Origin of the sequence: Pedobacter sp. JY14-1 (assembly GCF_029269825.1) — a bacterium.
Lineage (GTDB): Bacteria > Bacteroidota > Bacteroidia > Sphingobacteriales > Sphingobacteriaceae > Pedobacter.
This window is the reverse complement of record NZ_JARJHU010000001.1, coordinates 410,687-436,637: the sequence shown is the minus strand read 5'-3', so window position 1 is coordinate 436,637 and position 25,951 is coordinate 410,687. Positions and strand designations below refer to the sequence as shown.

General features: G+C 46.6%; 21 protein-coding genes. 12 read left to right on the top strand and 9 right to left on the bottom strand.

Annotated elements, in window-relative coordinates:
* Positions 1–197: 197 nt before the first annotated feature.
* Positions 198–1,586 carry an MBL fold metallo-hydrolase gene (locus P2W84_RS01905; RefSeq protein ID WP_276088406.1) on the bottom strand — a complete coding sequence of 463 codons (1,389 nt, stop codon included), beginning with the start codon at positions 1,584–1,586 and terminating at the stop codon, positions 198–200.
* A 64-nt stretch (positions 1,587–1,650) separates the two neighbouring features.
* Positions 1,651–2,529, bottom strand: coding sequence for an SDR family oxidoreductase (locus P2W84_RS01900; RefSeq protein ID WP_276088405.1), 879 nt, complete (start codon positions 2,527–2,529; stop codon positions 1,651–1,653).
* An 84-nt stretch (positions 2,530–2,613) separates the two neighbouring features.
* Between P2W84_RS01900 and P2W84_RS01895 the strand changes: the two genes are divergently transcribed.
* The 4 genes from P2W84_RS01895 (at position 2,614) to P2W84_RS01880 (ending at position 4,995) form a co-directional block, all read left to right on the top strand.
* On the top strand, positions 2,614–2,823 hold the full coding sequence (locus P2W84_RS01895) for a hypothetical protein (protein WP_276088404.1): 210 nt from the start codon (positions 2,614–2,616) through the stop codon (positions 2,821–2,823).
* A gap of 78 nt (positions 2,824–2,901) precedes the next feature.
* Positions 2,902–3,378 (top strand): YMGG-like glycine zipper-containing protein, encoded by a 477-nt coding sequence (locus P2W84_RS01890; RefSeq protein WP_276088403.1) that lies wholly within the window; start codon positions 2,902–2,904, stop codon positions 3,376–3,378.
* A gap of 167 nt (positions 3,379–3,545) precedes the next feature.
* Complete coding sequence (locus P2W84_RS01885; RefSeq protein WP_276088402.1) at positions 3,546–3,935, top strand: response regulator; 390 nt, start codon at positions 3,546–3,548, stop codon at positions 3,933–3,935.
* A complete protein-coding gene (locus P2W84_RS01880) occupies positions 3,916–4,995 on the top strand; it encodes a sugar transferase (RefSeq protein WP_276088401.1) in 1,080 nt (359 codons plus the stop codon). The genes P2W84_RS01885 and P2W84_RS01880 overlap by 20 nt, the downstream gene beginning before the upstream one ends.
* Positions 4,996–5,069: 74 nt before the next feature.
* On the opposite strand, the gene P2W84_RS01875 is transcribed toward P2W84_RS01880, so the two are convergent.
* The 3 genes from P2W84_RS01875 to P2W84_RS01865 are packed head-to-tail and all read right to left on the bottom strand — an operon-like array spanning position 5,070 to position 11,761.
* On the bottom strand, positions 5,070–7,199 hold the full coding sequence (locus P2W84_RS01875; protein WP_276088400.1) for an OmpA family protein: 2,130 nt from the start codon (positions 7,197–7,199) through the stop codon (positions 5,070–5,072).
* A 10-nt stretch (positions 7,200–7,209) separates the two neighbouring features.
* On the bottom strand, positions 7,210–8,142 hold the full coding sequence (locus tag P2W84_RS01870) for a type IX secretion system membrane protein PorP/SprF (protein ID WP_276088399.1): 933 nt from the start codon (positions 8,140–8,142) through the stop codon (positions 7,210–7,212).
* 1 nt (position 8,143) lies between these two features.
* Entirely contained in the window at positions 8,144–11,761 is a 3,618-nt protein-coding gene (locus P2W84_RS01865; protein ID WP_276088398.1) for an Ig-like domain-containing protein, read from the bottom strand.
* A 320-nt stretch (positions 11,762–12,081) separates the two neighbouring features.
* Here P2W84_RS01865 and P2W84_RS01860 point away from each other — a divergent pair, with 320 nt between their 5' ends.
* From P2W84_RS01860 to P2W84_RS01830, 7 genes are read left to right on the top strand one after another with little or no spacing between them, the layout of a single operon-like run.
* Positions 12,082–12,783: a TolC family protein gene (locus P2W84_RS01860; protein ID WP_276088397.1), complete on the top strand. Its 702-nt coding sequence runs from the start codon at positions 12,082–12,084 to the stop codon at positions 12,781–12,783.
* A gap of 2 nt (positions 12,784–12,785) precedes the next feature.
* On the top strand, positions 12,786–14,933 hold the full coding sequence (locus P2W84_RS01855) for a lipopolysaccharide biosynthesis protein (RefSeq protein WP_276088396.1): 2,148 nt from the start codon (positions 12,786–12,788) through the stop codon (positions 14,931–14,933).
* On the top strand, positions 14,934–16,130 hold the full coding sequence (locus tag P2W84_RS01850; RefSeq protein ID WP_276088395.1) for a glycosyltransferase: 1,197 nt from the start codon (positions 14,934–14,936) through the stop codon (positions 16,128–16,130).
* A gap of 11 nt (positions 16,131–16,141) precedes the next feature.
* Positions 16,142–16,270 (top strand): hypothetical protein, encoded by a 129-nt coding sequence (locus P2W84_RS01845; RefSeq protein WP_276088394.1) that lies wholly within the window; start codon positions 16,142–16,144, stop codon positions 16,268–16,270.
* On the top strand, positions 16,267–17,781 hold the full coding sequence (locus P2W84_RS01840; RefSeq protein ID WP_276088393.1) for an O-antigen ligase family protein: 1,515 nt from the start codon (positions 16,267–16,269) through the stop codon (positions 17,779–17,781). Before P2W84_RS01845 ends, P2W84_RS01840 begins: the two co-directional genes overlap by 4 nt.
* On the top strand, positions 17,711–18,910 hold the full coding sequence (locus P2W84_RS01835; RefSeq protein WP_276088392.1) for a glycosyltransferase: 1,200 nt from the start codon (positions 17,711–17,713) through the stop codon (positions 18,908–18,910). Before P2W84_RS01840 ends, P2W84_RS01835 begins: the two co-directional genes overlap by 71 nt.
* 28 nt (positions 18,911–18,938) lie before the next feature.
* Positions 18,939–20,039: a glycosyltransferase family 1 protein gene (locus P2W84_RS01830; protein WP_276088391.1), complete on the top strand. Its 1,101-nt coding sequence runs from the start codon at positions 18,939–18,941 to the stop codon at positions 20,037–20,039.
* Here the strand turns inward: P2W84_RS01830 and P2W84_RS01825 are convergent.
* From P2W84_RS01825 to P2W84_RS01810, 4 genes are read right to left on the bottom strand one after another with little or no spacing between them, the layout of a single operon-like run.
* Positions 20,031–20,843 (bottom strand): alpha-1,2-fucosyltransferase, encoded by an 813-nt coding sequence (locus P2W84_RS01825; RefSeq protein ID WP_276088390.1) that lies wholly within the window; start codon positions 20,841–20,843, stop codon positions 20,031–20,033. The two genes, P2W84_RS01830 and P2W84_RS01825, sit on opposite strands and share 9 nt — an antisense overlap.
* Entirely contained in the window at positions 20,840–22,183 is a 1,344-nt protein-coding gene (locus tag P2W84_RS01820; RefSeq protein ID WP_276088389.1) for a flippase, read from the bottom strand. Before P2W84_RS01820 ends, P2W84_RS01825 begins: the two co-directional genes overlap by 4 nt.
* A 7-nt stretch (positions 22,184–22,190) precedes the next feature.
* Positions 22,191–23,138, bottom strand: a complete 948-nt coding sequence (locus P2W84_RS01815) for a hypothetical protein (protein WP_276088388.1) — start codon at positions 23,136–23,138, stop codon at positions 22,191–22,193.
* A 7-nt stretch (positions 23,139–23,145) separates the two neighbouring features.
* Positions 23,146–24,210, bottom strand: a complete 1,065-nt coding sequence (locus P2W84_RS01810; protein WP_276088387.1) for an ATP-grasp domain-containing protein — start codon at positions 24,208–24,210, stop codon at positions 23,146–23,148.
* 312 nt (positions 24,211–24,522) lie between these two features.
* Here P2W84_RS01810 and P2W84_RS01805 point away from each other — a divergent pair, with 312 nt between their 5' ends.
* Complete coding sequence (locus P2W84_RS01805) at positions 24,523–25,950, top strand: MBOAT family O-acyltransferase (RefSeq protein ID WP_276088386.1); 1,428 nt, start codon at positions 24,523–24,525, stop codon at positions 25,948–25,950.
* The last annotated feature ends 1 nt before the right edge of the window (position 25,951 follow it).

The window sequence follows — 25,951 nt, the reverse complement described above, 5'->3', positions numbered from 1 at the left end:
GTTTAATTTGCCAGATACATCTAACCACGAAATAATCCTGCCAAACCGGACGTGCCAATTTTTTTTCTGACCACAAAGTGTTTGTTAGTCAGGGCTTAAAGATGGTTTTTGCACAAATCGGTTTATGAAATGGCCCGGCCTTTCTGAGGTTTAAAAAGTGTATGGTATTTGCTACAATTTGGCTGTAAATCGCGGCACTAAAGTTCGTAGGTCTCACCTTTTTCAGGTATGGTTACCGTGTAATTTTCAGCTTCCAGCGCAGCTTTGAAGGCAGTCATCCTGCTGGTCTCGCCATGCACAAGTACAACCCGCTTCAAAGTAGCTGCATCTTGCTGGCGAACAACGGACATCAGGTCTTCATGGTCGCCATGACCACTCAGCAGATCGGTTTTTCTTATGGTCGCATAGACCATGAGGTCACGGTTCCTTAGTCTGACAATGGGATCACCCCGAAGCAGCCGGTCGCCCAGGGTACCTTTTGCACAGTAGCCGATGAACAGGATCGTGCAATAATAATTCTGGATGTTGTAGTAAAGATGGTCCTGGATGCGGCCACCTTCCAGCATGCCCGCCGATGAAATAATGATGCAGGGCTCGTGATAATTGGATATGGTTGCGCTTTCCTTCTTGTCCTGAACGTAATCAAGTCCGTTGAACTCAAATTCATCACCGTTTCTCTGGTAAAACGCTCTGGATTCTTCGCTCAGCAGGTGTTGGTGACGGCGGTAGACGTCAGTAGCAAAACTGGCAAGCGGGCTATCGACAAAGACCTTAACGGGCGGGAGCATGCCGGAACTGAAAATTTTATTCAGGGTGTATACCAATGCCTGGGTCCTGCCGATACTGAATGCGGGAATGATGAGCCTGCCGGGAAAACGTATGCAGGTTTCGTCAATGATGGCACTTAGCTTTTCCGCTATATTTCCCTGATCAGCGTGAAATTTTCCGCCGTAGGTAGATTCGCAAACGAGGTAGTCAACAGGAGGGATTATTTCAGGATCGGAAAGTACCGGATAGTTCTTTCTTCCGATATCCCCCGTAAAGGCAATCTTTTTAGTCTTGCCTTCTTCTGTGACCTCCAGCACCACGGCCGCTGCGCCAAGCAAATGACCCATAGGAATAAATGTGACACTGATATTTTCATTTAACTGGAAAGGCTTATGAAAACTGATGGTCACAAAACGATCCACGGTATCATTGACATGTTTCTGAAGGTAAAGCGGCTCTGGTCCTTTGCGGTGTCTCCTGCCTCTGGGCCCTTTGGCCTGTTGTTTCCCCAGGAAGACGTTTACGGAGTCATGAAGCAGAAGTTCAGTGAGATCAGCTGTAGGCGGAGTGCAAAGCACCTGTCCCTCAAAACCCATCCTGACCAGCGTAGGCAGATTGCCGGTATGGTCAATATGTGCATGAGTAAGAATGACGACGTCAATACTTTCAGGGTCAAAGGGAAAATATTGATTTTCCTCCTGGAAGGTTCCTTTTTCATAATCCAACCCGCAATCGATGAGGATATTGTAGTTGTCCAGCTGCAACAAATGCATGCTGCCTGTTACCTGCTGCGCAGCTCCCCAAATGGTCAACTTCATATTTGATCAGTCAAAATAGCTGGCGAAGTTATTATTTTTTACCGCTTGTACCGTCAGCGGCGTGCTACAATTTTCCGGCTGATAGCCAGTCGTTCCAGTCAGCCACTTTGAAATTGTACGGTAAGGGGTCTGGTATCCTGTTGGTAGCGACCTTCTTCCAGACAGAAAGCTCATCGATAAAATGGGCCGGACTAAGTCGTGAATTGTTGGTTGCCTGAGTGTAAAATTCTTGTTTAGAAGGATGATGAGGGGCAACGGCATTGAATGTATGTCCGAAGAGCTGGTTGCTGATGACAGCCTGAGTAAGACCTACGCAATCGTCAAGATGAATCAGGTTTACCGGTGCGCGGCCATTGGGTATGTTGGTTTTGCCTGCAAAAAATCTTCCCGGGTCACGTCCGGGGCCTACGAGCCCCGCAAAACGGATCACCGTCGTCTGCAGTGGGGATTGCTGCAATATATTTTCGGCTTTCACCATGGATTGCCCGGACGCCGTTTCAGGACTGGGCGGGTCTTTTTCAGAAAACTCAACATTGAGGTCGCCGTATACTGAAGTTGAGCTGATAAAAATAAGCTTCCTTACAAGGCCGTTGAGTGCGGCATCCCGTATACTGCTGATCTTTTCCGGATATTGCGCAGTGCTTTCCGGCTTTCTTCCAGGTGGAATAGCAATGATGAGTACACTAGCGTCAAAAAAATCCCCGCTTTCTGAAATTCCTTCCCGAGTCGACAGGATCACGAACGGCTTTATGCCTTCTGTTTCGAGTCTTTCTGCCTTCTCTGGCGTTGTAGTGGATCCATAGACCTGGAAGCCATCCTTGATCAAGGCTTTGGCAAGTGCAAAACCGAACCATCCGCAGCCAAGTATACTGACCGTTTTTTCGTGGGGCTGTACCTCGCAGGAATTGGTGACTGAAATGTGCATAAGCTGAAAAGGTTCCAAAGTAAGGTTTTTGATAGCCGCAGTCAAATAAAATGAACCATTTGAGGTAAATGCCTGTTTATAGAACGGATTAAATTTGGAGATATGAACGGAAAAAAAGGAGGTGAACCCAACAGAAAGATCGCAGAAGAAGAAGCTGACCTGACGGCAGATGCAGATGGCTCTTCTGCAGGAAAGACGGTTGCCGCACGTTTTAACGATGACAACGACCGCATTACAGGACATCCTGATGGAGAAAGCGATGACAGTGACTTTGAGCCTGGTACTACATTTTCGACGCTGGAGGACAAGTAGAGGCACTTTTTTCTGGTTTGGCATCATTTTTTCTCATTAACTACTGAAAAGCTAATTGTTTAACTATATCTACTCATTATGAAATATTTATTTGCAATATTGGCCATAGCCATCACTTTCCCGGCTTGTAAGAACAATGCTAAGGAGGAAGCGGCCATGAAACAGAAGGCAATGATCGCGGTTAGGGACAGCCTTAAGCTGGACAGTTTCAAGCGTGCTGATGAAAAGAAAAAACAGGATGAGCTTGTTGCGGCCAGGGTAGCAGAGGAAAAGGCACGTATACGTGAGGAGAAGAGGACGCTATTGTTATCAGAACGTACAGACGCGGCACCGGCGCCAACACAATATAGTGAGACTCCTGCCAAGAAAAAAGGATGGAGCGCCGCTGCCAAGGGTACGGTAATCGGTGCTGGCGCAGGCGCTTTAGGTGGTGTATTGCTGGATAAAAAAGATGGCCGTGGTGCCATCATCGGTGGTTTGGTTGGTGCGGGTACCGGTTACCTGATCGGCAGGGACCAGGACCGCAAGTCCGGGCGTGTGCAACCAAAGAATTAACATTATTTTAATTTCTGCCTGTATAAAGCCACTGTTAAATCTGCAGTGGCTTTTTTTCTATATTAAAACGGCTTTTTTTACTGTTTTTTATGGCTGTCATTAATTTTTTGAATAAAATATTTTGTATGTTCGTTGTGTAAAATCAAAGCGTCCTTGTTCTCCCTAAAATGACTAAAAAGCAGGTATTAATCGTTGATGATGAGGTCAGTATACTAAAGCTGCTGAATTTTGTACTGTCGGATCTATATGAACTGGTGATCAAGACCAGCGGTGTCGAGGCCCTTAGCTGGCTCGAGGAAGGAAATTCTCCATCTTTGATTATTTCCGACCTGGAAATGCCTTATTTTGATGGGAGCTCTTTTATTTACAACCTGAAGATCAGTGGATTTTACCGGGACACCCCGGTGATCATTCTTTCAGGTGCACAGAATCTGGAGGAGCGGATCTCGCGAATGCCCTTTCAGCTGGATGCTTGTATCCCTAAACCTTTCAATCCTACTCAATTGAAGGAAGCCATATCTAAAGTTTTTCAGAAATATGACGCAGCAGGAAGTTAAACAGGCCAGGGCGCCCCATAAGTCCATTTCTCTTTTGTATTCTGCCCCTTCATTTGCCGGGGAGTTGCTTCCTGTGCTGAATGAGTCTTTCAGCGTACAGGCAGAACAGGATATTGAAGCTGCGGATACCTATCTTAAAGACCAGTCTATTTATACCCTCCCGGATGTTATTATTTTAGAAGTAGACGAACATAATCATTGCTTCGACTATGTAGATAAGCTTAAAAAGAATGTATTGCTGAAGGGATTGGTAATCATATTGCTGAGCAGTACAAAAGATCCGGTTATCAGGAAGAAGGCAATGCAGCTGAAGGTAAACGACCTTTACCATGCACCTGTTCCTGTAGCTGATCTCTGTGAACGCATTTTCTTCCTGGTGAAGTTTAAGCTGTTCAAGCCACAACTCTCAGATCTTTCCAATATAGACTATACCTACAAAATGCCGGTGGCCAAACGTCTTTTTGATATTCTGGCGTCGGGTATGGCATTGTTGATTTTATCGCCCCTGCTGATCATCGTGGGGATTATTGTAGCGTTGGAATCAAAAGGACCTGTAATTTTTAAAAGCAAGCGGGTAGGGACCGGTTATCGTGTATTTGATTTTTATAAGTTCCGTTCCATGAGACAGGGGGCGAGCAATGAACTGAAGAACCTGGAGGCGCTGAACCAGTACAGTAAGTCGGAAACGGGCGCGACGACCTTTGTGAAACTAAAGAATGACCCCAGGATTACCCGGTTCGGCCATTTCATCAGAAAATACAGTATTGACGAGTTACCGCAACTGTTTAACGTCTTTATAGGCGATATGTCACTAGTAGGTAATCGCCCTCTGCCGCTGTATGAGGCGGAGATGCTGACTTCAAATGAATGGACAATGCGGTTCCTGGGCCCGGCAGGCCTGACGGGGCTCTGGCAGGTAAGCAGACGCGGTAAGGCAGACATGTCCGAACGTGAACGTAAAAAGCTGGATAACTTTTATGCCCAGAACCATTCATTCTGGCTGGACCTGAAGATTTTGTTGAAAACACTCCCTGCTGCGGTCCAGAAGGAGCAGGTATAATCTGTTGCATGAAAAAGGCGGTCAGTATTTGACCGCCTTTTTCATGCTTATTGTATTTATAGCGTACACCGGGTCTACTCGTTACAGTTCTGTCGGGTAATGTTTACTCCGTTAAGAATGACGTCGAATTCAGTCCTGCGGTTCAGTTGCTGGTCAGCTTCAGAGCAGGGGATGCCATCGAAGCAACGGTTCACCAGCCTTGTCTTTCCATAATATTCAACCCTTATCCTGGACGCAGGTATGCCCTTGGATACCAGGTAACTTTTAGAAGACTCTGCCCTTCTGAGGGAAAGGCTTCTGTTATAGGCCTCTGAGGCACGGCTGTCACAGTGGCTGGAGGTAATGACCGTGATCTCGGGATATTTTCTCATCAGAACGACAAGTTCGTCAAGCGCCGGCCGGGCATCTGGCCTGATATCCGATTTATCGAGATCGTAGTAAATATTCTGTACTGCAAAGATCTTTTTCAGGGAATCACAGTTATTCAGTACATATTGTTGCGCGGTCTCAGTTTTGTTCAGGCGGATCTCCATTTTCAGTACAGTATCCCTTTCAATGCCAATGGAACTTACGAATCCTGTCTGGCTGACATAACCCAGTTTCTGGGCAGTAGTTTCATATTCTGCATCAATTGGCATTTCACGACGGAATTCTCCTTTCGAATTGGTACGAATGGTATCAATGCCATCCAGATGGCGAAGGAGGATGCGGCTACCCGGAAGAGGCAGGCGGGTTTTGGCATCTGTAACAATGCCTTCCAGCAGTATTCTGTAGGTGGCTCTGGAGAACCGGTAGATATCGTCATTGCCCCTGCGGTTGGAAGACAAGAAGCCGGTTTTACCTTCCGCATCTTTGATCAGCGAGAAATCATCGTAAGGAGAGTTGATCGGTATGCCCAGGTTCCTCACTGGAGATACCGGTTTCATCTCCTTTAATTCTACTTCAAATACATCGAGTCCTCCAAGTCCGGGATGCCCCGTAGAAGCAAAGCTGAGCACATTGTCTTTGCCCAGGAAGGGGAACATTTCATTACCTTCGGTATTGATCTGCTTACCCAGATTTACCGGTCTTGTCCACTGACCCGAACCGGACCGTACACTGTAATAAAGATCTGTACCCCCATATCCTCCAGGCATATCCGACGCAAAGATGAGCAGAGTGCCGTCACTGTTCAGTGTCGGATGGCCTACGGAATACTCGTCGTTATTGTAAAGAAAAGGTGTGATTTTACTCAGGTCCTTGTTGACGGTAAACATCTTCAGTTTGTTGATGCCGTCTTTGCTGGTCTGTGCGCTGCCCGCATAGTAATTGTTACGGGTAAAGATGATCGATCCGTCCGGAAACACAGCAGCCGGACCTTCATGAAATCTGGTGTTTACCTTTCCGCTCAACGGTGTGACGGCGATTTTTTCCTTAAGCAGCGTGGCGATGGTATCCCGCTCCAGGCCAGGCGTATAATTACCCAGTGTTTGGCTGTCGTTACTTGTAGGACTGGTGTCGTCGTCATTAAAGCGGTATTTGTTTTTTCCGCCGGTCTGAGCAGCGGCAAGCAAACTATCGGGGTCTATATTCCTGATGTCTTTGAGATTGGCTACGCTGTAAAGATTAGTAAACGGTGTATTGTCCCATCCGAAAACTGTTTTTGAAATTCGGCCTTGCTTCCTGGTGCTGCTGAAAATCAATCCTTCTTTGTAATAAGCAGGCGCATAATCTGAGCCCTGGCTATTCAGATTGGTGTAAGAAAGTTTCCAGTTGCTGGTATTCTTTGTGATCTGGCGCAGCTTCCCGGAAGTAAAGCCCGCCGCCCGCTTGTCGTCCGGCACCATGCTCAGGTATTTTCTGTACCAGCCTTCAGAACGCTCATAGTGCTGCTTGCTGGCAAGGGCCTCGGCCAGATAAAGCGCCCATCTGGCATCGGGGTTCTTTTGTTTACCCAGCTTGTCGTACCAGAAAAGCGCTTCATCATAATTCTTCAGCATGCGGTAACTGTAGGCGAGCATTTCCTGCGCTTTTAAGTTCGAAGAATCTTTTTCCAGGACTTTTTTTAATTCCGGAACTGCAGAAATATACCTTAGCGCACTGAATTCCGCGGTGGCTTTTCTCAGGGCAGGATCACCCGAAGCAGCCGGGGCCTGTGCCTGTGTCTGTGTGCTCCAGGTTAAAAGACCTGCGCAAAGCAGGATATGGTAGTTAAGTAATTTCATAGTTCTTATGTCAGAAATATCTTGGAGACAAAATTTTACCTTTACTAAAGCCGAATTCATAACGCAGCATGATCTCATGACTACCGGAATTGAATTCCTTAAGCACAGTGGTGCTCCGGTCATAAGCATAACCGATCCTGATCTGCGGCTTAGCCTGTATCTCGACCATCGCGCCGATGTCAGCACTGGTGCGGTATTGTGCGCCGATGCTCACGGCATCCTTGATCCATAATGCAGCATTCAGGTCGGCTTCCAGCGGGGCACCCTTTACACCTTTGATCAGAAATGAAGGTTTTAGCTTGAAATCTTCCGATAAGGGGAAGACATAGCCGCTGGCCAGAAACACATGCAGGGCCTGCTTACTGCCCATGGCAATGTTGTTGCTTTCATATCTGGTCAGGCTGTTGGGCATCAGGTCAAGTACGGAAAGCCCTACATAAAAACGATCCGAATTGTAGTAAGCACCTGTGCCAACGTTGAACAGGAACTTGCTGACATTGTCTGCGAACGCAGGGTCGTAGGCAGGAGCTGAGCTTAGCGGTACTTCTGTAAAGTTCGCCCTGTACTGGCTGAATACCGTCTGGATACCGAAGCTCAGCGAACCGGTTTCCATTCTGATCCGGTAGGCTGCGCTGAGTGTCCCGCCATTTGTCTGGGTGATCCCGAGCTTATCCGTAAAGACCTGGACACCCAGGCCGATCGTTTTGTTAAGGATAGGCGCATCCACGGAAAGTGTACCGGTCTTCGGTGCGCCGTCTATTCCTGTCCACTGGTTTCTGAATAAGGCTGTAGCAGATGTAACATTTCTGCTTCCGGCATAGGCAGGGTTAATGGCGAGCGTATTGAACATATATTGAGAATACATCGCATCCTGTTGTGCCTTTGCAAGGTCAGAAAATCCGACTATGCAAAACAGTATCGAAATTATGGTTATCTTTTTCATGTTATCTGTTAAGTGTAATGTAACCTACGCGCTTATCTTTTCCGTCGATGACCAGGACATAGTAATAGGTGCCCGCAGGTGCATCTTCCCCTACGTGGATCCCTTCAGTCGTCTTGCCGTTCCAGTTGTTCTGATAAGATTTGGAACGATAGATCCTGTTACCCCAGCGGTTATAGACCTCCAGGCTCAGTTGACGGCCCAGTGCATTTTCAATAACGAAGAAGTCATTAATGCCATCATTGTTCGGAGAGAATCCTCCGGGGATAAATATACCTCCCTTGTCCAGAGTGACAGGGGTAGGCGTATTTGGTGAAAAATCACCGGTATTCAACGGATCAGGGTTAAATCCGTCAGTAGACTGGTCGTCAGTGATCAGCCCGGTACGTGCAGAGAAGCCGGTCACAAATGCGCTGTTATTGAATTTACCTCCCTGCTGCCCAAGTGAAACGGTGATCTTCAGCTCGATCAGTTCTTTGGAAAGGGCCTTTAATACACTGTTCTGTGAAAGCATTTCGGTGTTTGTAGTGCCGTTGAAGTCACTGTTGATCACCAGGGAGCCCAGTGCGATCAGGCTGTTTATCCTAACGGTGGCCCCAGGGAAGGCAGCAGCCAGGTTATCCGTCAGGCTCAGCCTGTTGATGTCTGCTTCTCCCACATTAACCAGGGTAAAGGTATAAGATAGGTTATAGGTACCGTCTACATTCTTAACCGAACTGTTGAGCGCCTTCGCCAGGCCAACTTTTGCCGGTATGGGAGCGGGGTTTATCGTAATGCTCACCTTACCTGGATTGGACTGGTTCCCGTTAGCATCCTTAACGATGTATACAAAATCGTCAGGTCCGGTATACCCCGGATCTGGGGTATAGATCGGTTTGCCTGTGATCGGATCAAAGGTTATCGTTCCGTGTTTTGGTGGGGTAATGATTTCTACGGTGCCTCCCTGAGGTATCGGAATGTCAATTACCTTTGGTTCTCCGGAAGTGGCATCAGTGGTAATATTCGGAGCTGGAATGACTACCTGAGGGCTTACAGTGACATTAACAGTGATCGGATCAGATTCAAGTCCGTCTGCAGTCCTTAAAACATAAGTATATACATCGGTACCTGTAAAGCCGCTGTTTGGCGTATAGATCATGTTCCCCTGGATGTCGGTAGTAACCGTTCCGCTTGATGGATTGGATTTCAAAACTACTGTTGTTCCGGTCTTGCTCGCATCATTTGTTTTTACAGGAATGGTAACCGGTGTATTGAAAGGAGTGGTCACATTGTCAGGAGAACCCACAGGTTTTACACGGACAGTGACGGTGATCGGAGCAGAATCCAGGCCATCTGCGGTCCGTAGCAGATAGGTAAAGGTATCTGTTCCCGAAAAGCCTGGCGCAGGTGTGTAAACCGGGTTTCCTGCCGCATTGATGGCCACCGTGCCGTTTGCAGGGCTTGAGGCGATAACGATAGTTGTACCGTTCCTGCTGGCGTCATTGTCCTTTACCGGAATGATCACCGGCGTTTCGGCAGGGGTCGTAACGAGGTCATTTGTGCCCGCCGGTCTTACATTTACAGTTACGGTGATGGGGTCAGACTGTAATCCGTCTTTATTTACCAGTCGGTAAGTAAATGTATCCTTGCCGCTGAAATCAGGGTTTGGGGTATAAGCAAATGTGCCATCGGGATTCAGGACCACTGTACCGTGTGCGGGATCTGTATTCTTGGTTACCGTTGTTCCTATAGGGGCATTGTCGTTGTCGAGTACCCGGACCGTTACCGGAGTTCCTGCAGTAGTATTGCTGTTATCGGGATTACCGGTAGGCTTGATGTTGACCGCAATGGTCACTATGGCTGTATTGGATTCTGCGCCGTAAACATCTTTAACTGTGTATACAAAGGAATCATAACCCGTAAAGCCGCTGTTTGGTTTATAAGTGACGATCCCGGTCACCGGATCAACCACGATAATGCCATTCTGAGGCGGACTTTTTATGGTGATGCTGTTGCGGGCGATAGTACCGTTGCCGTCTGCATCGGTGTCGTTATCGAGAACGGGTATCTTGATGTCTGTGTTTAGGTTGGTCGTGATCGCATCATCAATGGCGACGGGAACTCTGTTGACGGTGATCTGAACCTCATCGAAGAGCTCGCAGCCTCCAGGTGCACGAACGGTCCATCTGAATACGTAAGTGCCACCGGTAAGGTTGTTCGCTGTAGTATTAAAGCTGGAGGGATTCACAAAGGATGCAGTCGAAGGCCCGGAGATCTGTGTCCAGGTGCCGGCATTTGTGCCCGGACTGGTAGCCTGCAGGTTTGCTGCGGCAGGAGCCGAAATGACGGTGACCAACTGGTCTGCCCCGGCATTCGGTTGTGCAGGCACTGCAGTATAATTAATGGTAATAGTGGCATTGTTGGAAGTAATGCCGTAAGTGTCTTTAATGGTATAAATGCAGCTTACAGTGCCCACAAAAGGATTATCTGGGGTAAACTGTACCAATCTGGCGCTGTTAACCGCAAACACTCCACGGCCGGCAATAGTAAATACATTTTGTATTCCTGGTGTATTGGGATCTAAGTCAATGGTAGCCTTATCTATGGTTCCTCCTTCATTGTTGGTGATGTCGTTTGCGGCAACATCAACAAGTGCCTGGTTGTCCTGGCATGCGGAAACCTGGTCATTTCCCGCAACGGGAGGTGTTCTGATCACTTTTTCCAATACGTCTATTGTCACGTTACGGACTTCGTGAAAATTGGTTTGGTAACCGGTGGAGGAAGCAAAGCCGTATCTTAAGTTTGCGGGCGCAGGTTCTGCATAGTGGAAATGGTCGATTACAGTCACGGTCGTCATCGGAGATCCACCCTTTGTGATTCGCACCGTAATGTTGTACCCGCCTTCAACCGTATTGGGCTCCATCAGCATCAGTACTTTACGATAGCCCTCGTCGGCAGAATTGGGTGTGCGCATTCCACCATTGCCTACCAGCGGAATAGAGGGGAAGTCCGACATTTGTCTGGTAGCCAGAAATTTATAGTTCTCTGGTGTCAGGGCATCACCATTTCCCTTCCCTCTTAAGGTCACTGAACCTGGCCTGAGACCCGGAATTCCTCCCTGACGTCCTTCTATGGGGTTTGAGAAGTTTCCATACTCATCAAGGCCTATTGCAAGATAACCCTTACTTACTCCGGGTGTCAGTGTGGGGTTGGTGGTCTGGGCATAACCCAGGGAACCGCCAAATGACCCGATCACAAATGGACTTGCAGTGGCGTCAAAAAGAAAAAAGCTGATGCCATCTGCCCCATTTCCGCCGTAGATATAATATTCAAATTCCGCTGAAAGACCATCGGCTGAAGGAAAAACCGCTGTACTTATGGCGTATCCCTTTTGATAATTTGCGCTGTTCGTCAACCTAAGGTACCCTTGGCCTTCCGGGTCAATCGGAGTACCTGTGTGTTGCCCGTTCTCATAGCCGCTTCCCGCTGCAGTAAGGAATGCAGACGGCTCACCACCGAATATCATCCCTGGCGCCGTTGAACTACGGAAACTTTGTATATAAGGGAATTGCTGGGCACGAACGCTGTTGCTTAATACGAACAGACCGGAAAGAAGTATTAAGCATCGTAAAAATTTTGACATAGACGCGTATAATTATCAGGTATAATTAATTAACTCTTAAGTTAAACATAACTTACCAAAAATACAGCCATATTCATTAAATACCTGCATTTGCCGTCACAAAGGCAAAAAAAATCCATTATTAAAACTTACGGGTGTTTGTGCTGTGGAAATAAATCCACATATAACTGTGGAACTCTACAATTTTAATTTTTTCAGACAACTATATGTTGTTTTATGTAAGAATTAATAAGTAATAACAGGAGTAGAAATTATAATATGGTACAATATTGGCTTATATCAGCACATTATTCTATATTTGGTACTAAACTATATTTCCTATGCACAAGAAAAGAGGTATGCTCAGGTTAATACTGTTGCTCTCCATCGCCCTTGGTATTTCGATTAACAGCCGGGCACAGGAGAATCTGCTCAGCGACGTTTCCTATCTATATCTTGAGAAATTAATTGCCAGTGCAAAGGAAAATTATCCACGGTTAAAGTCATTTTCAAGTCAGGTGAATGCTGCAAAGCAGGATCTTACGGGGGCAAAGACCTCATGGCTGGATCCCTTCTCCTTTCAGTATGTGAGCAGGTCGAACCAGGTAAACACCAATTCGGTAGACATCTCTACTGCAGATATCCTGACAGGATATCAGTTTGGAGTTTCCATCAACCCGGGAACCCTGCTGGCAAAACCCAGTCAGATCAAAAAGGCGAGGGAATTGGTCAAGGTGGCCGAATCCAATCTTGCCGAGTATAACCTGCAGCTTGAAGCAGAAGTAAAGACGCGTTATTTTACCTATCTTCAGTATAAGGCATCACTGGCCACTACGGCAAATTCTTATCTCGATGCAGAAAGCAATCTGAAAAGTATTAAATTAAAGTATCAGAAATCAGAGACTACACTTGATGAATATAATACTGCGTCTATCGCCTTCAATTCGGCAAGTCTGGCAAAGATCCAGGCAGAAGCCAGCTACCTTACGGCAAAGGCATCTCTTGAAGAACTGACTGTTAAGAAACTGGAGGAGATAAAGTAAAAATGGAAGAACTGAAGAAATTTCTTAACCTGCTAAAAAAAAACAGGCTGCTGCTGATTATAGTACCGGTGGCTACTGTGATTGTGACTTACTTCCTGGTCAGAAACATTCCTGATTCCTATGTTTCCCAGGCCCAGGTGGCAACGGGTATCATCGATGAAACCAGGAACACCGGGCTGACGCAGGAAATGCCCCAGGCGCAACAGGTGGCCCAGGAATTCAGTAACCTGGTCGCCTCTATGAAGATCAAGAAGATACTTGACCAGGTTTCTTACCAGCTGATTCTGCATGACCTGCGCTCCACAAAGCCTTTCAGAAAACCCAGTAAGCAATTGGCAGCATTGAGTAAGGAAGAACGGCAGCGCGCAGATAATGAATATTCTGCACTGTACAGGAGAAGCAGGAGTCTTAACCTTTACAATGTCTTTCAGAAGCAACTATACGATCTGATCGTATCCATGAAATACGATAGTGAGCGTCTTCGCGATAAAATACAGGTTTTTCGGGCAGGTGACAGTGATTTTATCTCTGTTTCCATGGAATCCGAGGATCCGGAACTTTCCGCATTTGTGGTCAATACACTGACCACCGAGTTCATTAAGTATTATACGAAAGCGGTAAAGACCAATCAGGTACGGACCAATGACTTCCTGAGGGACCTGTTGGCCCAGAAGAGCGAAACACTGGAAACCAAGATGAACAGCCTGAGGGACTACAAGGTAAAGAACCGGGTGCTGAACCTTGACGAACAGTCCAAGCAGTTATACGCGCAGATCATTGACTACGATAACAAGCGTCAGGAGGCTGTGGAGAAGACTTCGTCTTATGCCGGTGCGCTCAATGAGATTGACCGGAAGTTTGAACCTGGTGAAAGGCGTTACCTGGAATCTGCCCTCTCAGGTGTGAACCAGAGTATCGTAGATACTAAAGACGAGATCAGTGGTCTTTACGACCTATACTATAAAAATGATCTAGACGAAAAGTATATGCGATCGATCGATTCCCTCAACCAGAAACTGGAAAGGGAGATCAACCGTTCTTCTGACGCGTATATTACCAATCCCCTGAATGCCAAGCAGTCGCTTGTAGAACAGAAGATGAACCTGGAAGTGCAGATGGACATCTCGCGCTATAGTATCAATGCGCTGGAACGTGAACTGCGTACCCTGAATGCCCAATTTGACGCACTTGTTCCCCGGGAGGCAGATGTGCAGCGGCTGGGGATGGATATCGACATTGCGAGTAAGGAATATCTCGATATCCTGAATAAGTATAACGAGAGTAACCTGAGCAATGCCTTTGAAGTTAAGCTGAACGTTGTACAGCCGGCAATGGCAGGCTTGCCGCAACCCTCTAAGAAGATGCTGCTGGTTATTCTCAGCGGACTGATTAGTGGTTTCTTTTGTGTACTGGTCATATTTATTATTTATTATCTGGATAACAGCATCATTACTGCCCGGGACCTGGCCAATGCAACGCAGGCACCTGTGCTGGGGATATTGAGTAACCTTAAATCTGCTGCATTTAACCTGAATGAGATATGGGCCAATAGCAATAACCTTAGTGCCTATACTAATTTTAAACAGCAGCTCCGCTCTATCCGGTATGAAATCGAGAATGAGGTAGAACAAAAGATCATTGTGGTAACCAGCATTGAGCCGGGAGAGGGAAAGACCATGCTGTCACTTAGTCTTGCCTTTGCCTGGAAAATGACCAATCATAAAGTATTGCTCATCGATGGTAACTTTACCAATCCTGAGGTTTCTAAAGCATCTGCAGGTGCCGTTTTCCTTGAGGATTTTATCCAGGGAAGAACAGAGATCGATGAAAGCGTTGTGCGGGAAGGTTCTGTATTTATCCTGCGCAACAAAGGTGGAGATACCGCATTGCTAGAGCTTGCGGTAGAGGAGGCGATCCGGGCCCGGATCGCTTTGCTGAAAAAGATCTTTGATGTAATCATTGTGGAAACTTCTGCCCTGGATGGTATGAACCAGACCAAGGAATGGATGCTTTTCAGCGACGGTGTCATCGCTGTATTCAAATCCGGACAGACACTTAATGAGAAGAAAAAGAGCTTTATCGACTACCTTAAAGGCAATACCTTGTTTAAAGGCTGGGTGATCAATAAAGTGCCTAACGGCCAGGAATAGATGGATTTTTTTAGCACGATATGGATAATTATTCAGGTGGTGATCGGGTACAACCTTATATTACCCGCATTGCTGTACCTGCTTTGGCCTTTGCTTAGAAAACGGGGCAGGGCTATACCGGATGCCATGTTGCCCGAACTGGACTATGCCTTTATCGTGACTGCATATCAGTATACCGAAACGCTTCCTGCAGTAGTCAATTCTATCCTGGCCCTGCCTTATCAGAACTATATGGTTTATATTGTTGCCGATAACTGCGACATCAGTAACCTGCATTTTGACGACAGCCGGATTGTTGTGCTGCGTCCTCCCGAAGTCCTGGCCAGCAATACCCGGTCGCATCATTATGCGCTGAAAAACTTCCGGAGACAGCATGATGTGCTGACCATTATTGACAGTGACAACCTGGTAGATACTGCCTATCTCCGTGAAATGAATGTTGCTTTCGCAACCGGTGCCAATGTGGTACAGGGACTCAGGGCAGCCAAAAACCTTGAGGGACAGATTGCAGCACTTGATGCGGCGAGAGATATTTACTATCATTTTTATGATGGCAGGATCCTTTATGAGATCGGTTCATCTGCTACATTGTCTGGGTCAGGAATGGCGTTCCGTGTGCCGCTGTACCGGGAATTCCTGGAAACCCATGACATTACTGGTGCTGGTTTTGATAAAGTACTGCAAGCCTGGCTGCTAAACCGGGGGGTGAGGATAGCCTTTAGTATGTCAGCTGTTGTCTTCGATGAAAAGACTTCGCGCCCTGAACAGCTGATTAACCAGCGTAGCCGCTGGATCAATACCTGGTTCAAATATTTTAAACTGGGTTTTGGTATTTTCTTTAAGGGACTCCTTAGGCTTAACCGGAACCAGTTCTTTTTTGGTATTGTCCTGCTAAGGCCACCGTTATTTTTGTTCCTGCTTGCTTCAGTGCTTTGCATGTCACTGAATTTACTGACCGGTCATCTCTCAGCCGCACTGCTCTGGCTTTCGGCCCTGGGTATTTTTGTCGTTTTTTTCTTTGTCGCCTTGCTGCATTCCCATACCGACCAGCGCATTTACAGATCACTCAGGAACATACCCGGTTTTATCGGCTATCAGCTGTTGTCGCTTTTGAAATCCAGAAGGGCAAACAAAATATCTGTTTCCACGCAGCATTTTTATACCGGAGAAACGGAAAAAAGTAAGGATGAGGCTTAATCATTGAATTAATGAGGGTAAACCCGACAGATATAGTGGCCAGGCGTAAACGGCTTTATGAAGTGCTGAAAAGGAAGGCGGCCATTGCCATCGTGCTGTTAAGTTTGCTTTTTTTTATCATTAAGATCGTCTTCTTATGATCAGCGCAATTTATAATTCATTGTCGAAGCGCCAGTTGCTCCATATTATGGGAGTTGTACTGCCTGTTTTCTTTGCGATGGGGGTATCTTACGCAGCCTATCGTTCGGGTTTTACGGGAATGGCCATGATGATGGTCGGTGCCCTTGCGCCGGTCATGATCTTTCTGATTTTTAAATTTCCCAGGTTCGGAGTGCTGTTTTACTTTGTTCTGGCTTACTGGATCATGTTTATCCTGGCGCTGGGCATAGACTTTCCTTTAGGTACGGTTATGGATGGCCTGTTGTTGCTGCTCATCATTGGCTTTTTCATCAAGCAGAAAAAGGAAAGTAACTGGGAGGCCTTCAGAAATCCCATTTCTGTGGTCATTCTGATATGGATAGGATATAATATTTTCCAGTTTGCAAACCCAACGGCGGAATCACGGCTCGCCTGGGTGTATACCGTGCGTACTGTCGCGGGAGTCATGCTGTCCTATTTTATTTTTGTCTATCATATTAACAATGTAAAATTCATCCGGCTGCTGCTGAAGATCTGGCTGGGTATGGCCACACTGGCGGCCATTTATGCCATCAAGCAGGAGTACTTCGGCTTTTTTGAATTCGAACAGCGCGCACTGGATTCCAATCCTCTGTTGCAGTCGCTGCTTTACATAGACGGGCACTGGCGTAAGTCATCTATATTTTCCGATCCGGTCGCCTTCTCTTACAACATGATCGTGGCCAGTATCATCTGCATCAGCCTTATTTTTGGCCCTACCAGTAAGAGGACTAAAATTATTCTGACCTTACTGGCGTTGCTTTATCTCAATGTGATGCTGTATTCGGGGACCAGGGCCGCATATGTGCTCCTTCCGGCAGCTATGGCACTGTTTGCTGTGTTGAAGTTCAACCGGCAGATCATGGTCTTTTCCTGTATTTTTGGTGTATTCATGCTGGCGCTGATTAATGTACCTACTTCCAACCCATCGATCAATCGTTTTCAGTCTGCTTTCAGGCCATCTGACGACGCTTCCTATAACGTCAGAAAGCAAAACCAGAAGCGTATACAGCCCTATATACAGCGCCATCCTTTTGGTGGCGGGCTGGGTGCTACCGGCGTGTGGGGGGTCCGCTTTGCTCCTTATTCCTTTCTGGCTCAGTTCCCTCCGGACAGTGGCTATGTCAGGGTAGCAGTAGAACTGGGCTGGATTGGTCTGATCCTTGTTTGCGCATTGTTTTTTGTTATCCTGAAAACCGGGATTGATAACTATTTCAAGATCAGTGACCCTGAATTAAAGACTTATTGTCTGGCTATGGTACTTGCCGTTTTCGCCATGAATATTGGCAATTTTCCCCAGGAGGCCATTGTACAGTTTCCTTTAAATATCTATTTTTCACTTATGGCGGCATTGATCAATGTAACTTTGAGACTTGACCGTCAAAAATCAAACCTGGTTAAAGATGGAAAGCAACAGCCTGAAGGGCAAAACGATCGTTATACTCGGTATCGCCAAATTCGACGGACCGTTTGAGTCTACGAGCTTTACTACGGCGAAATATCTGGCTCAGGACAATGATGTCTTTTATATCGATAATCCCTATACCTGGAAGGATTTTTTTGCTCTTAGAAAAACAGAAGCTTTTCGGATACGCCGACCGTATTTTTTTTCCGGGGACGGAATATTGTCTACAGCCTCTGAAAAGCTGAAGGTCCTGTTTACATTTCCGTTGCTGCCTGTTAACTTTCTGCCTGAAGGCGTAATTTACCGTTTTTTTCTGCGCATCAATGAACGACTGATCCGGAGCAGGCTTAAAGCTGTATTGAAAGCCCGCGATATCCGCGACTTCATTTTCATCAATTCTTTTAATTTTCATTATCCCGGCGTTGCCATTCCCTTGTCGCCCAGGCTTAGTGTCTATCATTGTGTAGACCCCCTGATCGTGCCTTATGACCGCCGTCACGGGATCATCTCCGAACGCAGACTGGTAGCGAAAAGCGATCTGGTCATCTGTACCAGCAAACAGCTTTATGAGGAAAAGCGTATGGAGAACCCAAATACCTATTTCATCCCGAATGCTGCAGACCTGGCGCACAGTTCGTCGGCACTCCGGGACGATATGCCGATAAGCCCCTTGCTCGAGGGTATAACAAGGCCGATCGCAGGTTATTTCGGCAATATTGAGCGCCGGATGGATTTTGAGCTCCTGGCTGAAGTTGCACGGCAAAACATGCAGATGAGCTTCGTCTTTGCAGGGCCCGTAAGTGAAGAATATATCCCTGAGGGGTTCAGGAATCAAAAGAACATATTCTTTACCGGAAGATTGCCTTATCAGGAGATGCCTGGTATGATCAAGGGTTTTGATGTGGCGATGATCCCTTTTAAAAGAGACACTGTCAGCAGGACCATATTTCCCCTCAAACTGTTTGAATACCTGGGGGCCGGCAAACCAGTAGTGGCGACAGACTTCAATCCTGATCTTGTGGAGTTTACGGGCGATACGGTCGCTTATTGCGCAACCCCGGCCGAATTTGGCCGTGCCCTGATGCTTGCGCTCGACGACAATGCTTCCCGGCTTGCCGAACGGCTCAGGATAGCTTCTGAAAATACCTGGGAAAAACGTCTTTCTGAATTTAGCGCGTTGCTTCATTCATTTTTGTAACTTGAAGGCCAGTAATCAATAAGCCGCTATGATAAAGATATTTTTTGACCATCAGAAATTCAGTGTCCAACGCTATGGCGGTATCAGCCGGTATTTTGCCAACCTGGTGCAGGATATCAAAAATAGGAATGAATTTGATTATCAGATCGGCTGCCTGTATTCGCCCAATCATTACATCAAAGATGAGCCCCAACTGCTCAACAATAAACTTGGCAAGTTTTTTCTCAACTCCAGGTACGGCAGCAAGGCCTATAAGATAAACCAGGCTTACTGCAAGTACCTGATTGGAAAGGGCAGATACGACATTTTGCATCCGACTTACTATGATCCTTATTTTATCGGCAGAAATAAAAAGTCCCTGGTCATTACGGTACATGACATGACTCATGAACGGCTTCCCGAGTATTTCTGGGCCGAGGACCAGCTGACCAGGAATAAGCGGCTCAACATTGAGGTCGCTGATAAGATCATCGCCATTTCAGAAACCACCCGTCTCGACCTGATCAATTATTCCAATGTTGATCCTTCCCGAATCGAGGTCATTTACCATGGCATCGATCTGGATACGCCGCTGGTATATGCACCGGTAACCGGTTTGCCTGAGCAATACGTATTGTACGTAGGCGATAGGGGAGGTTATAAGAACTTTTACCGTTTCCTCGATGCTTTTAAGTTATTCTCTGCAAAATATCCGGAGGTCAGGGCAGTGCTTACCGGAGGCGGTCCGATTCAGGTAGCAGACCGTGAACTCATGGAAAGGCTCAAACTGCAGGACAAAGTAATCCATGTCAATGTCAGCGATGAGCAGCTGAACTACCTGTACCATCATGCGGCAGCATTTGTATATCCTTCCCTGCATGAAGGCTTTGGCCTGCCGATTCTGGAAGCTTTCAAGGCGCAGTGCCCGGTGATCCTGAGCGATACCCCTTGTTTTCGGGAAATAGGGGCAGAAGCCGTAGCGTTCTTCGAAACCTACCAGATGGAAAGCATGCTGGCTGCCATGGAAAAAGTATACAATGACACTGCTTACCGGCTACAGCTTATAGAAAATGGCAGCCGGCGACTGCGGGATTTTCCTATAGACCGATCACTGGAACAGACCTTTGACGTTTACCGGTCCCTAGTCTAAGACCTCACACCAGGTAAAACGATCGGTCATTACCCGTTTGGGATGCTCCTTGCCGATCCTGAAGCCCAGCCAGTTCTTCGGTGCATATACCTTATTGTTTTTCTCTGAGAGGTAGGCGGCCCACCAGGCAAAGCTGCTGTTGGAAATGATCGCGATGTCCGCATTCTTAATGATCTGGAAGTCGATGATCTCACTGTTGGAAGAAAAGATGTAGTTCGGCTTTTCCTGGAAGTAAGACTTCACATGATCCATATCGTCGCTGACAAAGAAGACCTTATAATCGTCGATATTTCCAAGGGCGTCCAGTCTGCGCCTGAAATAGTCCATCGGCAGCGAAATGTCGCGCTTGCCATAGCTGAGGTAATCTGTTCGCCGGATATGCACCACGATCGTCTTCGAGTTCCTGAAAACCTCACCGAATTTCTGGTCAAATTCATCAGTATATTTTCTCTTCAGCCGGATATGAAACGGACCTTTAATATGTCTCAGGTAAAAATCTGTCTGAAAAAAGCCCTTGTATATCGTCCAGTCCTCTACTTTTACTTCGCGGGGCACCTGAATGTTCTGAATATAGATTTCCTTGAACCTGAACAGCTTTGGCAGTACTCTGGTCACCGCCGAGTAGGCTTTGGAGCCCAGTGTCAGGTTATGGAAGCCCCTCATGTCGAAATACTTTGAAAGGTAGGAATGATGGGGGTTTACAAAGAAGAAAGTTTTACCTGGGTTGTTCGTTTTCAGGTACTCCAGGAAAGCCAGCTGGAAAATCTGATTGCCGAGTCTGCCGTTAAATTTTACACCGATCATAGGTTTTTAGGTTGCTTTTTGCTGAGCCAATATTTTTCATACATTTCCGGGTAAAACCGGTACGCGTAAATGAGCGTATGCCAGACTTTCACATGCAGTTCCTTACTCAGTATATACTGCGCAATGACAAAGCCGATGATGTTGGATATCAGGGTCGCGTAGGCAGCCCCGATCACGCCGAATTTCAGGATAAAGATATAGTTCAGGCCGAGGTTAAGACTCGCCGTGATCAGTACGATCACAAAGGTCAGCCGGGTCCTGCCTATCGAGTCCAGTATGGTGCCAAACTGCCTTCCGTAGGGGATCAGCAGGCAATAGATCAGCGTTACCTTCAGCAACGGAATGGAGTCGTCATACTTGGCACCTGCAATGAAATGTACTACATAACCTGCAAAGAAATAAAGAAAAGCCAGCGGCGGGATCAGGATCGCCAGGATCGTTCCGACCGACTTTTCGTAAAGATATCTGATCGCGTCCTTACCCTCGGTCTCCATACGCTTTGCACTCTGTGGGAAAACGATGTTTGCCACAGCGCTGGTAGGGATGTCGATAAGGTTGGTGATCCGTACCGCGATATTAAAAGCACCAGACGCTGCAGGAGAAAGCAGTGCGCCCAGCATCATCTGGTCAATCGTTCCCGAAAGGATTGAGCTTACCGAAGTGCCAAAGGCGTACTTGCCATAGTTGAAGAGTTTCCTCATCCATTCAGGGTACAATTTAAAGGAGAACTTCAGGTGTCGTCTAACATAGCCATAGGCCACGATCGTACTCAGCAACGCACTGAATATCTGCACGTAGACCAGGTATACCAGTTTTGTGGCAAATCCGCTGAAAAAGCAGGCTACCACAAACAGAAAGAAGGTGCTCTGCCTGATGAAGTTTGTCACCACGATGCCGCTGAAATTCAGGTTTGCCTGTTCAATGCAATTGAACTGTGTCAGTATACCCGACAGGATAAATACAATATTGTAGGTATAGAACAACAACGTCAGTTCCGGTGAGTCCCACAGCCTGGCCAGCAAATGTCCGAACAACAGGTTCACCACCACACAGGCGATCGTCAGTGCACCGCTGATGCTCAAGGAGGCGGAAATGATCTTCGGGTGTTCCTCAGGTTCAGAAGACGAAATGTATTTTACCAGGGCATTCTGGATCAGTCCGCTCCTGACGATCTCCAGGATCGTGGTCGTAGACATAAATAATGTCCAGGCACCGAAATCATGCTTACTCAGCAGTCTGACCAGAAAATAAAAACTGCCAAAGCCAAAAAATACCCCTGAAAAATTCTGGATAACATTCAGGACACCCGATTTGAGCCAGTACTGGTCTTTGGATTTCATATACAGATTAAAAATACTGTTCTACATATTCCCTTACCTGTGCATCAGTCTTTGCGTGCAGTATGGTGGCACCGGAAAACTTAGGGTACAATTTGGAATAGCACTTGAAATGGTGCTCCGGCCCGCGCTTCGACAGGATCAGGTTTGTGCCCCCAAAATAGCTGGCCAGTGTTGCCGTGCCGCCATGTATCGAAATGAACTTGTCTGCATTTGCGTATACCATCAGCTGCAGGTGGTTAAAATTGCGTGCTTTTGCCGCATTTTCCCGGAATAGGTCCTCCATGAGAATGACCTCAGGATAGGTTTTTTTCAGCCATTCAAATTCATCCATGTCGTAGATATCACTGTTGTCCATGGTAATGTTCTGGGGCCTGGGGCGATTATAGATGATCGTATACTTATCTCTCAGCCTGCTAATGATAAAATCCAGGGCCTCTATGCTGTAAAAGCTGATCGGCGGACCGTCCCACTCCATGTTGTAACGGTTGGCGATCATCAGGGCCGGCTTGTCATATACATAGATATTGTTGGCATAAACCTCCTTCAGTGGTACAGGCAACCACTTTTTCATATTGTAGTTCTGGCTGTACAGGATCCTGGGCATCTCATAATTGTAATTGCCCTCATTGCTCCTCGTTTCAAAAGACTCTTCATGATCCGGAGAGAAGAAATACAGTTCTTTTGTGAATTTAGCTGCCTTTGTACTCTTCAGCGTGCCATTCTTATAATGCCAGTAGGCAAAGGGAAGCGCAAACTGCAGTTCAGGAGCAAACTCACCGCTGAAGGAAAGTTCCTTGTACCGGGGTTTAAATACATAATCCCGGAGCAGGTACTTTAACTGCATCAGCTGGCAGTAATAAGTGTCCCGGTAATAATACCTTACATCATCAGGTAGTTTTCCGTAGAACAGAACCACCAAACCACCAAGAACTTTATTTATGATTCTTTTCAGCATAGGAATGTCAATATCTCAAAATTTGTGCTAGCCTGGCTACAGGATCCGATACGTAACTGATATATTTTGTGTCCCTAAAGGAATTTTTGCCCGAGAAGAAGGAATCCAGGTACTGCTTCATGGTAATTTGCCTTGATGGCTTTGCTGCCGGAACATCTACATGAAGCCCCAATGCCAGCCTGACCATGATCAGCGGGAAATTGACGCCGGCCTTCAGCCAGGAAACAACAACCGAAGCCCAGAATCTTCCGTTGATTTCCAGTATATATATCCTTCCGTCCTCCTTATCCCTCCTGATGTCGACACAGGCGACACCGTTCCAGGAAAGCAGTTTCATCATACGCCCTACAGCATCGATCACCTGCGCATCTTCATGGAACTCCAGAATGTCATTGGAGCTGAAATCCGAGCCATATTTTACAGGAGATTCCTGTATCGTGTGGCAGATGATGTCTCCATTCCTGCAGATCACGTTACAGGTGATATCACTCCCTACAAGGAACCTTTGCAGTATGAAATCGGTATCGAAATGATCCTTGTAGAATTCCGCAATTTCCTCCCTGGCTGTAAACTTCATGATACTGCGACCGAATGAACCCCTTGCAGGTTTGACCAGCACAGGATATCCGATCTCATCTGCCGCCGACAGCAGCGCTTCCAGTGTATCTGCTGTAGCAAACCTGGGACAGGGTATCTGGTTTTTGGTCAGGAACTCAGCGAGCAACAGCTTATTGATCCCGATACTGAACTTATCGGCGGGAGTAGTCCAGCTTAAGGCGGCATGTGCCTTGATCTGGTCCTGATGTTCATTCGCAAACTTGATTTCCATCTCATCAATAGGCATAACCAGGTCGATCTTGCTGGCTTTTACCGTATCGATAATGACCGCTAACAATTCATCCTGTTTTTCGTAATAACGGATCTTTTTTACAAACCTTGAAAACCTTGCGGCATTCTTGCGGTTGCTGGTCACCAGGAAAATTTCATAATCTTCCTTTCTAAGGCAATATAAAACCCCCAGACAAAGATTTGAGTCGTAGCCGATGATGAGTATCCGCTTTTTTGCTTGCATGTTACCAGAATCTGTATTAGAAAAACGTCTCAATATATCACTAAAAAACCGTATAAATCAATATTTTTTATCATCAGATTTAATCGATCATATGCGAATTGTGGAGTTTGTTCCTGCTTCGTTCTTTATACTCATATAAGTTTTATCACAACAACATTTTTTAACCGGAAATGCAGCCTTCTGCAGCCTGACCTTCCCGGAAATATCGCGATGATCAGGTATTTCATGTGTCTAAGGTGCATCAATAAAAAATATAGGGCGAAAAGTCCCTGCGGAACTGCAAATTAATATCTTTGACAAACTCTTGAATTTATGCTGTTCAATTCACTGGATTTTATCCTGTTCTTTATCCTTGTCACCGTTACTTATTTCCTGCTGCCCCATAGATACCGCTGGGTACTTCTGCTTGCCGCGAGCTGCTATTTTTATATGGCATTCGTGCCGGTATACATACTGATACTTGGCTTCACTATCGTTATCGATTATTTTGCGGGTATTTACATCGAGAAAAGTCAGGGTAAGAAAAGGAAGTCCTATCTGGTGCTGAGCCTTATTGCCAATATCGGCGTCCTGGTGATTTTTAAATACTACAATTTCCTGAATGACAACCTGACTTATCTGCTGGGGGACTTTCACTATAAGAACCCGGTCCCATACCTTAAGATACTGTTGCCGATTGGACTTTCCTTCCACACGTTTCAGGCGATGAGCTATACCATAGAAGTATACCGTGGCAACCAGAAGGCAGAACGTCATTTTGGTATCTACAGCCTTTATGTAATGTTCTATCCGCAACTCGTGGCTGGCCCCATTGAGCGGCCGCAGAACATCCTTCATCAGATGCATGAGAAACATCAGTTTGAATACGCAAGGGTAGTTTCCGGACTGCAGCTGATGCTCTGGGGCTTCTTTAAGAAACTGGTGGTCGCAGACAGGCTTTCCATCTATGTCAATTCAGTTTATGCACATCCTGATCTGCACAATGGAAGTACAGTAGTTATCGCCTCGCTCTTTTTCGCTGTACAGATCTACTGTGATTTCTCCGGCTATTCAGATATTGCCATCGGCTGTGCCAGGATCATGGGTTACGACCTGATGATCAACTTCAGACGTCCCTACTTTTCAAAGTCCATCAGCGAATTCTGGAGCCGCTGGCACATTTCCCTGTCTACCTGGTTCAGGGATTATCTTTACATTCCCCTTGGGGGCAACCGGGTGCCAAAGGCCAGGGTCTATCTCAACCTGACCATCGTATTTATGGTCAGCGGTATCTGGCATGGCGCCAACTATACTTTTATTATCTGGGGCCTGCTCCATGCCTTCTATACCTTATCCGGAATGATGCTCCGGCCATTGCGGGAGTTCTTAGCAGCAGCTTCCCGGATCCCGGGTAAGCTACTCAACCTGCTGAGCATTTTCTTTACGCTGGCGCTGGTTACTTTCGCCTGGATATTTTTCAGAGCAGAAACTGTTCATGACGCCTTCGAGCTTATTGGCAACCTGAAATCTTTTGGAGCACGCCCCTTTACCGGTGACGGCATCAGCAATATGGCCCATTGTATACTCGCTATCGTATTGCTTTTCATTGCCGAATATAAAATGGAATATATTCAGGAAAGGTTCAATTTTTTCACCCACCGTTCAGTTGTGGTCAGGTGGACGGCCGCCTTGGCAATGCTGTTCATCATTATGCTTTTCGGCGTTTTCAGCGGCGGACAATTTATTTATTTTCAATTTTAAG